The following is a 13,655-nucleotide window of genomic DNA, read 5'->3' as shown; positions in this document are numbered from 1 at the left end:
AGACCGAACCAGCCGGTCTGGTAGCCGATGTGCAGGGCCGCGGCCTCGGCGTCGTCGAGGGCGTCCGGCGCGGGCAGCAGCGCGGCGGCGTCCGCGACGGCGTACTCGGCGAAGCCGCCGTGGGGCAGCGCCGGGTTGGCGATCACCCGGCGGCCGTCCTCGGTCTCGCCGCAGATCTCCACACCCGGGGTGAACGGCAGCGGCGGCCTGACCTGGTACTGGCCGCGGCACAGCAGGGCGTCCGGGAAGTTGATGTTGGCCGCCCGTACCTTCAGCAGGACCTGGCCGTCACCGGGCGTGGGCGGCTCCACGTCCTCGAGCCGCATCACCTCGCCCGGCTCGCCGTTCTCGTGCACTTGCCATGCCTGCATGCGGGGCCTCCACGGGGGACTGCTTCGTCTGACCGGGGTCTGTCCGCATACTAAGCGGTCGCTTGCCCATCAGGGAACAGTCTCCGGGCAAAGTCCCGCACAGAGGCCTCCTGTACGTCACGCGCCCTTCGGCCGGGCTCGTACGTGCATCCGCTCGCCCTGCGGTCCGAACAGGCTGAGGAACTCCACGAGCCCCTCCCCCGTCGACCCGAACCAGTGCGGCACCCGGGTGTCGAACTCGGCCGCCTCCCCCGCCGAGAGCACCACGTCGTGCTCGCCCAGCACCAGGCGCAGCTTCCCGGACAGTACGTACAGCCACTCGTAGCCCTCGTGCGTGCGGGGATCCGGCTCCTGCCTGCGCTTCGGTTCGAGGACCTTGTAGGCCTGCAGGCCGCCGGGCCGGCGGGTGAGGGGCCAGTGGGTGCGGCCACCCATGACGATCGGTTTCGACCGCACACGCGGATCGCCGGCGGCCGGGGTGCCGACCAGCTCGTCCAGCGCCACCTGGTGGGCGCGCGCGATGGGCAGCAGCAGTTCCAGACTGGGTTTACGCAGGCCGGACTCCAGCCGCGAGAGGGTGCTGACGGAGATGCCGGTGGTCTCGGAGAGCGCCGCCAGGGTCACCTCCCGGTCCTTGCGCATCTGCCGCAGCCGGGGGCCCACGCCCGCGAGTACCTCGTCCGTCGTCATGGCCGTATTGCAGGTTCGGCAAAGGCGTTTGTCAATCCCGCAGGGCCGGGCGACGCTCGGCAGCGGAGGTGGTCACATGACCGAGAAGTACGCAGTGGTGGTCATCGGCGGGGGTGCGGCGGGCCTGTCCGCGGCGCTGGTGCTGGGGCGGGCCCGGCACCCCACGCTGGTGGTCGACGCGGGCGAGCCGCGCAACGCGCCCGCCGCGCACATGCAGGGTTACCTGACGCGGGACGGCATGCCGCCCGCCGAGTTCCTGGCGCTCGCCCGGGAGGAGATCGCGCGCTACGGCGTGGAGCTCGTCCGGGACCGGGTGGTGGAGGAGGTGACGCGGGGCGAGGACTTCACCGAGGTGCAGGGCAGAGCCTTCACAGAAGCCCAGGACGAGGACTTCACCGTGGCGCCGGGCGAGGATTTCACCGTGATGCTGGCCGGCGGCCGGACCGTACGGGCCCGGCGACTGGTCGTCGCGACGGGGCTGAAGGACGAGCTGCCCGAGGTCGCCGGGGTCGCCGAGCGGTTCGGCCGGGACGTGCTGCACTGCCCGTTCTGCCACGGCTGGGAGGTGCGCGACCAGCCGTTCGGGGTGCTGGCGTCGAGCCCGGCGAGTGTGCACCAGGCGCTGATGGTGTCCCAGTGGTCGAAGGACGTGCGGTTCTTCCTGCACACGGTGGCCGAGGAGGAGCTGTCCGACGAGGATCTGCGCCGGCTGGCCGCGGCCGGGGTGGAGGTGGTGCCCGGGGAGGTCGCGGGGCTGGTGGTCGAGGACGACCGGCTCACCGGCGTCCGGCTCGCGGACGGTACCACCCACGCCCGCTCGGTGCTGTTCACCGCCCCGCGGGCCGTTCCGCAGACCGGCCTGCTGGAGCGGCTGGGCGCCGAGCTGCACGACACGCCGTCCGGTGCGTACCCGGTGGTCGACGCGACCGGCCTGACGACGGTGCCGGGCGTGTGGGCCGCGGGCAACGCGATCGGCTTCGCCGAGCAGGTCGTGCACGCGGCCAGCGGCGGATACCGGGCGGCGTCGGCGATCGTCGGGGATCTGCTGATGTCCGACCTCGACGCGGCCGCCCAGGTGTAGAGGCACCGCCTCCGGTGCACCATGGCTGCATGCTGCTGCACCGGCTGGCCCGAGTGTCCCAGGAGGTCGCCGCCACCTCGGCGCGGTCCCGTAAGACGGCCCTGCTCGCGGAGCTCTTCCGGGACGCCGAGGCCGAGGACGTGCCGATCGTCATCCCATACCTGGCGGGACGGCTGCCGCAGGGGCGGATCGGCGTCGGCTGGAAGGTTCTGGGCCGCCCGGTCGATCCGGCAGTCGAGCCGGGCCTGACCGTGCGGGACGTGGACGCCCGGCTGGCGGAGCTCGCCAAGGTGTCCGGCCCCGGCTCGCAGGCGGAACGGGCCCGGCTGGTCGGGGAGTTGATGGGCGCCGCCACCGAGGACGAGCAGCGGTTCCTGCTCGGGCTGCTCACCGGCGAGGTGCGGCAGGGCGCCCTGGACGCCGTGGCGGTGGAAGGGCTGGCCCAGGCGACCGGGGCGCCGCCCGCGGACGTACGGCGGGCCGTGATGCTCGCGGGCTCCCTTCAGACGGTCGCGCAGGCCCTGCTCGCGGACGGGCCCGCCGCTCTGGACCGCTTCCGTCTCACCGTCGGCCGTCCGGTCTGGCCGATGCTCGCGCACAGCGCTTCCTCGGTGGCCGAGGCGGTGGACAAGCTCGGCGCCTGCGCGGTCGAGGAGAAACTGGACGGCATCCGCGTCCAGGTGCACCGGGACGGCGACACCGTGCGGCTCTACACCCGTACCCTCGACGACATCACCGACCGGCTGCCCGAAGTGAGCGCCGCCGCACTGGAGTTGCGGGGCGAGCGGTTCATCCTGGACGGCGAGGTGATCTCCTTCGACGAGGCCGGGCGCCCCCGCTCGTTCCAGGAGACCGCCGGCCGCGTCGGCTCCCGCACGGACGTGGCGACGGCCGCCCGGGCCGTGCCGGTCTCCCCCGTCTTCTTCGACACGCTGTCCGTCGACGGCCACGACCTGCTCGACCTGCCCTTCGCTCAGCGGCACGCCGAGCTGGCCCGGCTGGTGCCCGAGCCCATGCGGGTGCGGCGCACCCTGGTGTCCGGGCCGGACGACACGCCCGCGGCTGAGGAGTTCCTCGCCGAGACGCTGAAACGCGGCCACGAGGGCGTCGTCACCAAGGCGCTGGACGCCCCCTACAGCGCGGGCCGGCGCGGGGCGTCCTGGCTGAAGGTCAAACCCGTCCACACCCTCGACCTGGTCGTCCTGGCCGCCGAGTGGGGCCACGGCCGCCGCACCGGCAAGCTCTCCAACCTCCACCTGGGCGCCCGCACCGCCGACGGCGGCCTCGCCATGCTCGGCAAGACGTTCAAGGGCATGACCGACACGATGCTCACCTGGCAGACCGAACGCCTCCGGCAGCTCGCCGTCGACGACAACGGCCACGTCGTGACCGTCCGCCCCGAACTCGTGGTCGAGATCGCCTACGACGGGCTGCAGCGCTCCACCCGCTACCCGGCCGGCGTCACCCTCCGCTTCGCCCGCGTCGTTCGCTACCGGGAGGACAAGCGCCCCGAGGACGCCGACACGGTCGAGACGCTGCTCGCCGCGCACCCGGGGGTGAGGCCGTGAAGCGCAGTGCCGGCCTGCTGCTCTTCCACCCCGGCGACGACGGCCTCGACGTGCTGCTCGGCCACATGGGCGGCCCGTTCTTCGCCCGGCGCGACGCCGGGGCGTGGACCGTGATCAAGGGCGAGTACGAGCCGGACGAGCCCGCCTGGGAGGCCGCGCGCCGCGAATTCCAGGAGGAAGTCGGGCTGCCCCCGCCCGACGGCGAGGCCATCGACCTCGGCGAGGTGCGGCAGACAGGCGGCAAGATCGTCACGGTGTGGGCGATCCGGGCGGACCTCGACCCGGCGACCATCACGCCCGGCACCTTCCGGATGGAGTGGCCGCCGAAGTCGGGGCGGCTCCAGGAGTTCCCCGAGCTGGACCGGGTGGCCTGGTTCGGTCTGGACCGGGCCCGCTCGGTGATCGTCAAGGCGCAGGCGGCGTTTCTCGACCGGCTGGCGGAGCACTCGCCCTGAGGAGACGCTCCCGCGTTGCGGTCCCCTCCGCCGCGCGGGAAGGTCGAGACACAGCCCGCTCCGAGGGAGGTCATCCATGCCCATCGCAACGGTGAACCCGGCGAACGGCGAGACGCTCAAGACGTACGAGGCCATGGGCGAGCAGGAGATCGAGCGCCGGCTCCAGCTCGCGGAGGCCACGTTCCGCACGTACCGGACGACGACCTTCGACGAGCGCGCCCGGCTGCTGCACCGGGCCGCCGACCTCCTCGAAGAGGACCAGCAGGACATCGCCCGCGTGATGACCACCGAGATGGGCAAGCCGATCCAGCAGGCCCGGGCCGAGGCGACGAAGTGCGCCAAGGCGATGCGCTGGTACGCCGACCACGCCGAGGAACTCCTCGCCGACGAGGAACCCGCCGACTCCGACGTGAAGGACTCCGGCGCCTCACGCGTACGGGTCCGCTACCGGCCGCTCGGTCCGGTGCTCGCGGTGATGCCGTGGAACTTCCCGCTGTGGCAGGTGATCCGCTTCGCCGCGCCCGCGCTGATGGCGGGCAACGTGGGCCTGCTCAAGCATGCCTCGAACGTCCCGCAGACCGCCCTCTACCTGGAGGATCTCTTCCATCGGGCGGGCTTCACCGAGGGCACCTTCCAGACCTTGCTGATCGGTTCCGGGGCGGTCGACGAGATCCTGCGCGACGAGCGGGTCAGGGCCGCCACGCTCACCGGCAGCGAGCCGGCGGGCCGCGCGGTCGCCTCCACCGCCGGAGAGATGATCAAGAAGACGGTGCTGGAGCTGGGCGGCAGCGACCCGTTCGTGGTCATGCCCTCCGCCGACATCGACCGGGCCGCCAAGGTCGCGGTGACCGCGCGGGTGCAGAACAACGGGCAGTCCTGCATCGCCGCGAAGCGGTTCATCGTGCACACCGACGTCTACGACGCCTTCGCCGAGCGGTTCGCCGCAGGCATGAAGGCGCTGAAGGTCGGCGACCCCATGGCCGACGGCACCGAGGTCGGGCCGCTCGCCAGCGAGCGGGGGCTGCGCGATCTGGAGGAGCTGGTCGACGACGCGGTACGCAGTGGGGCGCAGGTGCTGTGCGGTGGCGAACGGCCGGACGGGCCCGGCTGGTACTACACGCCGTCGATCCTCACCGGTGTCACCCGCGAGATGCGGATCCACCGGGAGGAGGCCTTCGGTCCGGTCGCCACGCTGTACCGGGCGGCCGACCTGGACGAGGCCGTACTGATCGCGAACGACTCTCCGTTCGGGCTGAGCTCGAACGTATGGACGCGGGACGAGGAGGAGGTCGACCGGTTCGTACGGGATCTGGAGGCCGGCGGGGTGTTCTTCAACGGCATGACCGCCTCCCATCCGGCGTTCCCGTTCGGCGGGGTGAAGCGGTCCGGGTACGGACGTGAGCTGTCCGGGCACGGAATCCGCGAGTTCTGCAACATCACCACTGTTTGGCATGGTGCGTGAGTGTTGCGGGGCTACGATCCCGTCTGTGAACCGCGAAGTGACTCTGCCTCTGATCGTCGACGACCGCGGGACCCTGCAGGTGTCTGCGGCGGATGTCAGCAAGCTCTTGCGGACGGTGGGGGGTCGGTGGGTGCGGCTCGTGGAGGGCGGGGAGTCGGGGCTGGACGAGGACACGGTTGCCGAGTTGGCCATCGAGCTGGCGAAACTGGCCGATCGCATCGACGTGGCCTGTATCGCGCACAGCAGTGGGACTGCGACGTAGTCAGGGCACTCGAGTCAACGCGTTCCAGAACATCGCCTCGTAGTTCTGCAGGAGGCGGCCATACGTGTGTGCTCGCTCTTCGTCGAGGCGTCCGGTGTCCAGAGCCTCCCACACCGCCGCCACCGCCATCCGGTCCAGTTCCGGCACCGGCTGCGCGAAGAAGTCGAAGAAGGCGCAGGCCTCGTCGGTGAAGCCGTACCGCTCGCGCAGCGCGGTCGCGATCGTCGCGCAATAGCCGCCCCACGCCCAGAAGTTGGCCGTCAGCGCCAGGACCACGTCCGCCGGTGAGGCGTTCAGGGCCAGCCAGGCCACGTAGGCGGGGTATGCCTGGCAGCCGGGCAGGGGCTCGTACGACGCCTCCCCCGACGCGTCCACTCCGCACGCTCGGGTGAACGCCGTCAGTCGCTCACCCGCCAGCGTCTCGCCCCCGGCCAGTGCCGTGAAGAAGCCCGCGGCCTGCGGGTCGGTCGCTTCGCCGCGCGCCGCCAGGAACTCGAACGCCCTGCGGTCCGCGGGAATCACCCAGGTCTGTTCCAGGGCGAGCGCGGCGAGGGTGGTGAGGGGAGCCGTGCCGTCGGCGATCCGGGGGACGAGGGGGTTGGCCCGCGGGTCCGGGGCGAGGGTCGCGGTGGTCGTCTCCAGCGGGTCCCGGGCCGGGTGCGTCATCGCGTCCTCCGTCGTCGAAGTGCCGGGACGAGCCTGGCACGGCATCCCTGATACGGAGTAGTCCGGCGCGAAGTCGGCGAACGGGCGGGTGATCGTGGGTGGACCACCCTTGTGGTGAACCCCCTTCTGACCGGGGCCGAAGGGCCGTCCGGGAGGCGAAAGCAGGCACGGTTCATGGCGACTTTGTGCAGACCCTCGGTGTCCGTTCCAGAGCACGTGATCACGATGGAGGAGACGCTGGAGCTGGCGCGTGAGCGCCACGCCGGCCACTCCCAACTGCCGCTGGCTCTCCGGCTGATAGAGAACACCGGTGTGCGCACGCGGCACATCGTGCAGCCCATCGAGGAAACGCTGAAACACCCCGGCTTCGAGGACCGCAACAAGCTCTACGAGGCCGAGGCGAAGGCCCGGGTGCCCGCGGTCGTGCAGCGGGCGCTGGACGACGCGGAGCTGCTCACCACCGAGGTGGACCTGATCATCTACGTGTCGTGCACGGGTTTCATGATGCCCTCGCTCACCGCGTGGCTGATCAACGAGATGGGTTTCGACCCGACCACCCGTCAGCTGCCGGTGGCTCAGCTGGGTTGTGCGGCCGGCGGCGCGGCGATCAACCGTGCCCACGACTTCTGCACGGCGTATCCCGAGGCCAACGTGCTGATCGTGGCCTGCGAGTTCTGTTCGCTGTGCTACCAGCCGACCGACATCGGCGTCGGCTCGCTGCTGTCGAACGGCCTGTTCGGTGACGGCATCGCCGCCGCCGTGGTCCGCGGCCGGGGCGGCGAGGGCGTCCGCCTGGAACGCAACGGCTCGTACCTGATCCCCAAGACCGAAGACTGGATCATGTACGACGTGAAGGCGACCGGCTTCCACTTCCTGCTGGACAAGCGGGTCCCGTCGACCATGGAGCCGCTCGCACCGGTGCTGAAGGACCTGGCCGGTGACCACGGCTGGGACGCCTCGGGGCTGGACTTCTACATCGTCCACGCGGGCGGCCCCCGCATCCTCGACGACCTCAGCACCTTCCTGCAGGTCGACCCGCACGCCTTCCGCTTCAGCCGGGCCACGCTCACCGAGTACGGCAACATCGCCAGCGCCGTCGTCCTGGACGCGCTGCGCCGGCTGTTCGACGAGGGCGGCCCCGGGGACGAGGCGCGCGGGCTGCTCGCCGGGTTCGGTCCCGGTATCACCGCCGAGATGGCGCTGGGCCGCTGGCACAGCCCGGGCGAGACGATGTGACATGAGCGAAGAGACGATCTTCGAAGCCCTGCCCCCGGTCCGGGACTGGCGCGCGGCCGACCTGCCCGGCACGGACTTCGACCCGGTGCTGCGCGAGCTGATGGACGAGGGCCCGGTCACCCGCGTCACACGGCGCGACGGTGAGGGCTGGGCCTGGCTGGTGACCCGCTACGACGATGTGCGGGCCGTGACCGACGACCCGCGCTTCAGCCGCGAGGCCGTCGTGGACCGGCAGGTCACCCGGCCGGCCCCGCACTTCGTCCCGGCCCCTGGCACGGTCGGGTTCCTGGACCCGTCGGCCCACACCCGGCTGCGCCGCAGTGTCGCCGCCGCGTTCACGGCGCGCGGGGTGGAGAGAGTGCGCGAGAAGTCCGGCCGCATGCTGGCGGAACTGGTCGAGGAGATGCTGCAGGACGGCTGGCCCGTCGATCTGACCGAGGCCGTGCCCGGCCCCTTCCCTGTCGCGGTGATCTGCGAGCTGATGGGCGTCCCGGCGGCCGATCGGCAGGGCATGCACACCTGGACCCGGCAGATCCTGTCCCCCTCGCACGACGCCGAGGTCGGCGAGAGGGCCAAGAGGGAGATGAGCGCCTATTTCTCCGGCCTCATCGGGCTGCGCGAGGGCAGCACGGGCGAGGACGTCACCTCCCTGCTCGGCGCCGCTGTGGGCCGCGGGGAGGTCACCCTGGACGAGGCGGTCGCACTGGCAGTCCTCCTTCAGATCGGCGGCGAGGCGGTCACCGGCCACAGCGGCCGGCTGTTCTTCGTCCTGCTGACCCGCCCCGAGCTCGCCGAACCGGTTGCGCGCCGAACCGGAGATCCGTCCCCGGGCCGTCGACGAACCGCTGCGCTGGATTCCCCACGGCAACGCCGTCGGGCTGTCCAGGATCGCCCTGGAGGACGTGGAGCTCCAGGACCTGCGGATCCGGGAGGGCGACGCGATCTACGTGTCGTACCTGGCGGCCGACCGCGACCCGGACGTCTTCCCCGACCCGGACGCGATCGACGTCGGCCGCAGCCCGAACCCGCACCTCTCCTTCGGCTTCGGCCCGCACTGCTGCCCCGGCGGCATGCCGGCCCGGCTGGAGTCGGAGCTCCTGGTGGACGCGTCCCTCGACGGGGTACCGGGCCTGCGGCTCGCCGTCCCGGCCGAGGACGTGCCGTTCAGGACGGGCACGCTGATCCGCGGGCCCGAGGCCCTTTCCGTGACGTGGTGAGGCGGCGATGACGGCGACCGAGGGGCTGCTCGTCCCGCCCGGCCAGGGCCGGATCATGGAGACCCCCGCGCAGCGCGTCACCTTCAAGGTGACCGGCACGCACTCCCGCACGGCGTCCACGTTCGAGGTGGTCGTGCCGCCGGGCTTCGACGTGGGCGCCCATGTGCACACGCGCAGCGAGGAGTTGTTCTACGTGCTCGAAGGCGAGCTGGACGTCCTCGCCTTCGAGCCGCGGATCCGCACTCCCGACCACTGGCAGAGGTGGGAGTCCGCTTCGGGCAACCGGGTGGTACGGGCGACACCGGGAACGGTGATCGTCGTACCCCCGGGGTGCCCGCACGCCTTCGCCAACCCGACGGACTCTCCGGCGAAGGTGTTCTTCCAGGCGAGCCCGCCGCCGGACCACGAGCGGTACTTCGAAGAACTGCTGGAGATCCTCGCCGGCGGGGGCCCGCCGGACCACGCGGCCATCCGGGAACTGCGGGCGCGCTACGACATCGAGCAGCTGACGCCGCTCAGACATCGCTAGCGGATCGGCACACCGGCGAGGGTGCGGGCGATGACCAGGCGCTGGATCTCGCTCGTGCCCTCGAAGATGGTGTAGATGGCCGCGTCGCGGTGCATCCGCTCGACGGGGTACTCCCGGGTGTAGCCGTTGCCGCCGAGGATCTGGATCGCCTGGCCCGTGACCTTCTTGGCCGTCTCGCTCGCGAACAGCTTGGACATCGAGCCCTCGGCCGCCGTGAACGGCTTGCCGTTGACCGCCATCCAGGACGCGCGCCACACCAGCAGCCGGGCCGCGTCGATGGACGTCCGCATGTCCGCCAGCTGGAAGGCGACGCCCTGGTTGCCGATGATCGGCCGTCCGAACTGCTCCCTGGTCTTCGCGTAGTCGAGGGCGACCTCGTAGGCGGCCCGTGCGGTGCCGACCGCCATGGCGCCGACCGCCGGGCGCGAGGCCTCGAATGTGGCCATCGCCGCGTTCTTCACCCGCTCCCCGCCCTGCTTCGCTTTCTCCCGCGCGCGGGCCAGCCGCTCGTCCAGCTTCTCCTTGCCGCCGAGCAGGCAGGAGCCGGGAACGCGCACGTGGTCGAGGATGACCTCGGCGGTGTGCGAGGCGCGGATGCCGTGCTTCTTGAACTTCTGGCCCTGGGCCAGACCCGGCGTGCCCGGCGGGACGATGAAGGAGGCGTGCCCCTTGGAGCCGAGCTCGGTGTCGACGACCGCGACGACGACGTGGACGTTGGCGATTCCGCCGTTGGTCGCCCAGGTCTTGGTGCCGTTGAGCACCCACTCGTCCTTGGCCTCGTCGTACACGGCCCGGGTGCGCATGGAGGCCACGTCGGAGCCGGCGTCGGGCTCGGAGGAACAGAATGCGGCGACCTTGACGTCGTTGGCGTCGCCGTACATCTGGGGGATCCAGGTGCCGATCTGCTCCTCGGTGCCGTTGGCGAGGACGCCGACGGCGGCGAGGCCGGTGCCGACGATGGACAGGGCGATGCCCGCGTCGCCCCAGAACAGCTCCTCCATCGCCATGGGTATGCCGAGGCCGGTCGGGTCGAAGTACTGCTGGGCGTAGAAGTCCAGGGAGTAGATGCCGACCTTGGCGGCCTCCTGGATGACCGGCCAGGGAGTCTCCTCACGCTCGTCCCATTCGGCGGCCGCGGGGCGGATCACATCGGCCGCGAAGCCGTGCAGCCAGTCCCGGACCTCCTTCTGTTCGTCGTTGAGCTCCATGGTGAACTCGGCCATGTCGTCCCCTCCAGCGGCACACATGCATGTTACTTACGGTAACACCAGTCTGTTACCGGCGGGTAGTCGAAGTCAACTCCTACCGACCGGTCGGCACCCGTTCGGTGTCCTGGGCATGCTTCAGTGTTAGTTTGCGCAGGCGTCACCGAAACAGCACGGGTGGGGAGAGACCATGGACACCACGCAGCGGACCGATCAGCAACGGTCCGCCGACCGCCGCCGGCGTGAACTGCTGGAGGCCGCCGACCGAGTGGTGCTGCGCGACGGCCCGCAGGCCTCGATGAACGCGATCGCGGCGGAAGCCGGCATCACCAAGCCCATTCTCTACCGGCACTTCGGCGACAAGGGCGGACTTTACGCGGCCCTTGCCATGCGGCACACCGACGCACTGCTGGACTCGCTGCGGGCGGCGCTGGACGCGCCGGCGGACCGACGGGAGCGGGTCGAGGCGACGTTGGACACGTACCTCGCGGCGATCGAGGCGCGGCCTCAGGTGTACCGGTTCCTGATGCACCCGGCGGAGGGGAGCCAGCCGGGCGATCATGGTTTCGATGTCGGCAAGCACAGTGCGCCGTTGCTGCGGCGGATGGGCGAGGAGCTGGCGCAGGTCATCGAGGAGCGGCTGGATCTCGGGCCGGGCGGGCAGCAGCTGGCGCGGGTGTGGGGGCACGGGATCGTCGGTATGATGCATGCGGCCGGGGACTGGTGGCTGGGGGAACGGCCCTGCTCTCGTGCGGAGTTGGTGCGGAGTCTGGCTGATCTGCTGTGGGGGCGGCTTGCGGCCGCGGGGGATCGGGTCGGCGGTCCGGGGTTCTGACCCTCGTTCGTCGTGTGCGGACCGGTGACGGTTGCTCGCGCAGTTCCCCGCTCCTCAAGAAGGCCGGTCACCCTCACCGGCGCCATGAAGCCCTGGCCACCTGGCGCATCAGTCTGCGGTGGCGCCAGCCCGTCAGGTGGTCCGCGTAGATGCGGCCCTCCAGGTGGTCGCACTCGTGTTGCAGGCAGCGGGCGAAGAAGCCCGTGCCGTGGACGGTGACGGGGTCGCCGGTCATCGTGAATCCCTCGACGACCGCGTGGTCGTGGCGTTCCGTGCCCGCTTCCAGGCCCGGCAGGGACAGGCAGCCCTCCGGGCCCCGGATCACCACGCCGTCCTTTTCGGTCAGTCGGGGGTTGATCACATGGCCCACGTGGCGGACGTCCTCGTCGTCCGGGCAGTCGTAGACGAAGACCCGCAGGGACTCGCCGACCTGGTTGGCGGCGAGGCCGACACCCTGGGCGGCGTACATGGTCGCGAACAAGTCCTCGACGAGTCGGGCCAGTTCAGGGCCGAAGTCGGTGACCTCCGCGCAAGGCGTGTGCAGGAGCGGATCGCCGTGCAGGGTGAGGGGTCTCACGCGGCCGTGGGCGCCGGGGATGGAGCTCTGTCGCATGGCGGCAAGAGTAAGGTCCTGTCGGTCCGCGTCTCCCACACGAGTTCGCCACAGTGCCGCGGTTCGGGAGTGCGAAGGGATCTCGATAGGCTGAGGTCCACACCACGTGGCCGTCAGGCTTCAAGGCGCGGCGCGTACGCAAGGAGGATCGAGAACTGATGGCAGGCAACTCGGACCCGCTCTCGCCGCGGGCCAAGCTGGCCGTGACCGCGGGCAAGGCGGTCGCGGCGGCATCGCGCGCCGCAGGGCGCGGCAGCGGTTCGGTGATCGGCGGCCGGGTCGCGCTGAAACTCGACCCCGACCTCCTCGCCCGGCTCGCCCAGCACCTGGACGTGATCCTGGTCTCCGCGACGAACGGCAAGACCACCACCACCCGGCTCATCGCCGAGGCACTGCGCGCGGCGGGCCCCGTCGTCTCCAACGCGCTCGGCGCCAACATGCCGGCCGGTATCACCTCGGCCCTCGCCGGCAGCTCCGACGCCCGCTACGGCGTCATCGAGGTCGACGAGAAGTACCTCGCCGGCGTCGCCCGGGACACCGCCCCGAAGTGCATCGCCCTGCTCAACCTCTCGCGCGACCAGCTCGACCGGGCCGCCGAGACGCGCATGCTCGCCGAGAACTGGCGGGAGGGACTCGCGGGTTCCAAGGCCATGATCGTGGCCAACTGCGACGACCCGCTGGTGGTGTGGGCGGCGTCGTCCTCCCCCAATGTGATCTGGGTCGCAGCCGGGCAGATGTGGAAGGACGACGCCTGGTCCTGCCCGTCGTGCGGTGGCGTCATGCAGCGCCCGGGCGACGACTGGTTCTGCGGCGAGTGCGGCTTCCGCCGTCCCATGCCGAGCTGGGCGCTCTCCGACGACCACGTCCTCGACCCGCACGGCTCGGCCTGGCCGATCCACCTCCAGCTGCCCGGCCGCGCCAACAAGGCCAACGCCGCCTCCTCGGCCGCCGTCGCCGCCGTGTTCGGGGTGCCGCCTCAGGTCGCGCTGGAGCGCATGTACCAGGTGCAGGCGGTGGCAGGGCGCTACGACGTCGTCCAGTTCCAGGGCCGTGACCTGCGACTGTTGCTCGCGAAGAACCCGGCCGGCTGGCTGGAGACGTTCTCCCTGATCGACCCGCCGCCCACGCCGGTCATCCTCTCCGTGAACGCGCGCGGCGCCGACGGCACCGACACCTCCTGGCTGTGGGACGTCGACTACACGCGTCTGACCGGCCACCCGATCTGCGTCGTCGGCGACCGGCGGCTGGACCTGGCGGTGCGCCTGGAGGTCGCCGACCAGCACTTCCAGGTCTACGAGAACCTCGACCAGGCCGTGGCGGCGTGCCCGCAGGGGCGCATCGAGGTCATCGCCAACTACACGGCGTTCCAGCGGCTCCTCGGAGGGGAGAGGGCGGACTTACTGACGAGTACGTAGGGAGAACTGTGCACCGAATGGGGGCCGTGCGTCGAGATCGCCGACCACCG

The 13,655-nt window shown here is 71.2% G+C and carries 13 protein-coding genes and 2 pseudogenes; 10 read left to right on the top strand and 5 right to left on the bottom strand.

Annotated elements, in window-relative coordinates:
- Together ABZ281_RS14840 and ABZ281_RS14835 are read right to left on the bottom strand one after the other, a co-directional pair.
- Positions 1-371: pseudogene (locus ABZ281_RS14840) on the bottom strand (NADPH:quinone oxidoreductase family protein); the annotation flags it as partial.
- Between the two features lie 117 nt (positions 372-488).
- Positions 489-1,061: an XRE family transcriptional regulator gene (locus ABZ281_RS14835; protein ID WP_356655523.1), complete on the bottom strand. Its 573-nt coding sequence runs from the start codon at positions 1,059-1,061 to the stop codon at positions 489-491.
- 76 nt (positions 1,062-1,137) lie between these two features.
- On the opposite strand from ABZ281_RS14835, the gene ABZ281_RS14830 reads away from it, so the two are divergent.
- From ABZ281_RS14830 to ABZ281_RS14810, 5 genes are all read left to right on the top strand, one after another.
- Complete coding sequence (locus ABZ281_RS14830; protein ID WP_356655521.1) at positions 1,138-2,142, top strand: NAD(P)/FAD-dependent oxidoreductase; 1,005 nt, start codon at positions 1,138-1,140, stop codon at positions 2,140-2,142.
- Positions 2,143-2,171: 29 nt separating this feature from the next.
- The gene (locus ABZ281_RS14825; protein WP_356655519.1) at positions 2,172-3,710 is read left to right on the top strand and encodes an ATP-dependent DNA ligase; all 1,539 of its coding nucleotides are present in this window, start codon (positions 2,172-2,174) and stop codon (positions 3,708-3,710) included.
- Positions 3,707-4,165, top strand: coding sequence for an NUDIX domain-containing protein (locus ABZ281_RS14820; RefSeq protein ID WP_356655517.1), 459 nt, complete (start codon positions 3,707-3,709; stop codon positions 4,163-4,165). Before ABZ281_RS14825 ends, ABZ281_RS14820 begins: the two co-directional genes overlap by 4 nt.
- Positions 4,166-4,241: 76 nt before the next feature.
- Complete coding sequence (locus ABZ281_RS14815; RefSeq protein WP_356655515.1) at positions 4,242-5,627, top strand: NADP-dependent succinic semialdehyde dehydrogenase; 1,386 nt, start codon at positions 4,242-4,244, stop codon at positions 5,625-5,627.
- Positions 5,628-5,652: 25 nt separating this feature from the next.
- A complete protein-coding gene (locus ABZ281_RS14810; protein ID WP_030835344.1) occupies positions 5,653-5,889 on the top strand; it encodes a DUF6213 family protein in 237 nt (78 codons plus the stop codon).
- On the opposite strand, the gene ABZ281_RS14805 is transcribed toward ABZ281_RS14810, so the two are convergent.
- The gene (locus tag ABZ281_RS14805) at positions 5,890-6,555 is read right to left on the bottom strand and encodes a transcriptional regulator (RefSeq protein ID WP_356655513.1); all 666 of its coding nucleotides are present in this window, start codon (positions 6,553-6,555) and stop codon (positions 5,890-5,892) included.
- A 126-nt stretch (positions 6,556-6,681) separates the two neighbouring features.
- Here ABZ281_RS14805 and ABZ281_RS14800 point away from each other — a divergent pair, with 126 nt between their 5' ends.
- The 3 genes and pseudogenes from ABZ281_RS14800 (at position 6,682) to ABZ281_RS14790 (ending at position 9,537) form a co-directional block, all read left to right on the top strand.
- On the top strand, positions 6,682-7,791 hold the full coding sequence (locus ABZ281_RS14800; RefSeq protein WP_356655525.1) for a type III polyketide synthase: 1,110 nt from the start codon (positions 6,682-6,684) through the stop codon (positions 7,789-7,791).
- A gap of 1 nt (position 7,792) precedes the next feature.
- Positions 7,793-9,008: pseudogene (locus ABZ281_RS14795) on the top strand (cytochrome P450).
- A 7-nt stretch (positions 9,009-9,015) separates the two neighbouring features.
- On the top strand, positions 9,016-9,537 hold the full coding sequence (locus ABZ281_RS14790) for a cupin domain-containing protein (RefSeq protein ID WP_356655511.1): 522 nt from the start codon (positions 9,016-9,018) through the stop codon (positions 9,535-9,537).
- Here ABZ281_RS14790 and ABZ281_RS14785 read toward each other — a convergent pair.
- Entirely contained in the window at positions 9,534-10,760 is a 1,227-nt protein-coding gene (locus tag ABZ281_RS14785) for an acyl-CoA dehydrogenase family protein (RefSeq protein ID WP_356655509.1), read from the bottom strand. The genes ABZ281_RS14790 and ABZ281_RS14785 overlap by 4 nt on opposite strands.
- Positions 10,761-10,932: 172 nt before the next feature.
- Here ABZ281_RS14785 and ABZ281_RS14780 point away from each other — a divergent pair, with 172 nt between their 5' ends.
- Complete coding sequence (locus tag ABZ281_RS14780) at positions 10,933-11,577, top strand: TetR family transcriptional regulator (protein WP_356655507.1); 645 nt, start codon at positions 10,933-10,935, stop codon at positions 11,575-11,577.
- Positions 11,578-11,650: 73 nt separating this feature from the next.
- On the opposite strand, the gene def is transcribed toward ABZ281_RS14780, so the two are convergent.
- Positions 11,651-12,190, bottom strand: coding sequence for a peptide deformylase (def, locus tag ABZ281_RS14775; RefSeq protein ID WP_356655505.1), 540 nt, complete (start codon positions 12,188-12,190; stop codon positions 11,651-11,653).
- A gap of 158 nt (positions 12,191-12,348) precedes the next feature.
- On the opposite strand from def, the gene ABZ281_RS14770 reads away from it, so the two are divergent.
- Complete coding sequence (locus ABZ281_RS14770) at positions 12,349-13,605, top strand: MurT ligase domain-containing protein (protein WP_356655503.1); 1,257 nt, start codon at positions 12,349-12,351, stop codon at positions 13,603-13,605.
- The last annotated feature ends 50 nt before the right edge of the window (positions 13,606-13,655 follow it).

Origin of the sequence: Streptomyces sp. NPDC006265, from assembly GCF_040613555.1 — a bacterium.
GTDB lineage: Bacteria > Actinomycetota > Actinomycetes > Streptomycetales > Streptomycetaceae > Streptomyces.
The sequence above is the reverse complement of the archived record's forward strand: the minus strand, read 5'-3'. Positions and strand labels throughout refer to the sequence as shown.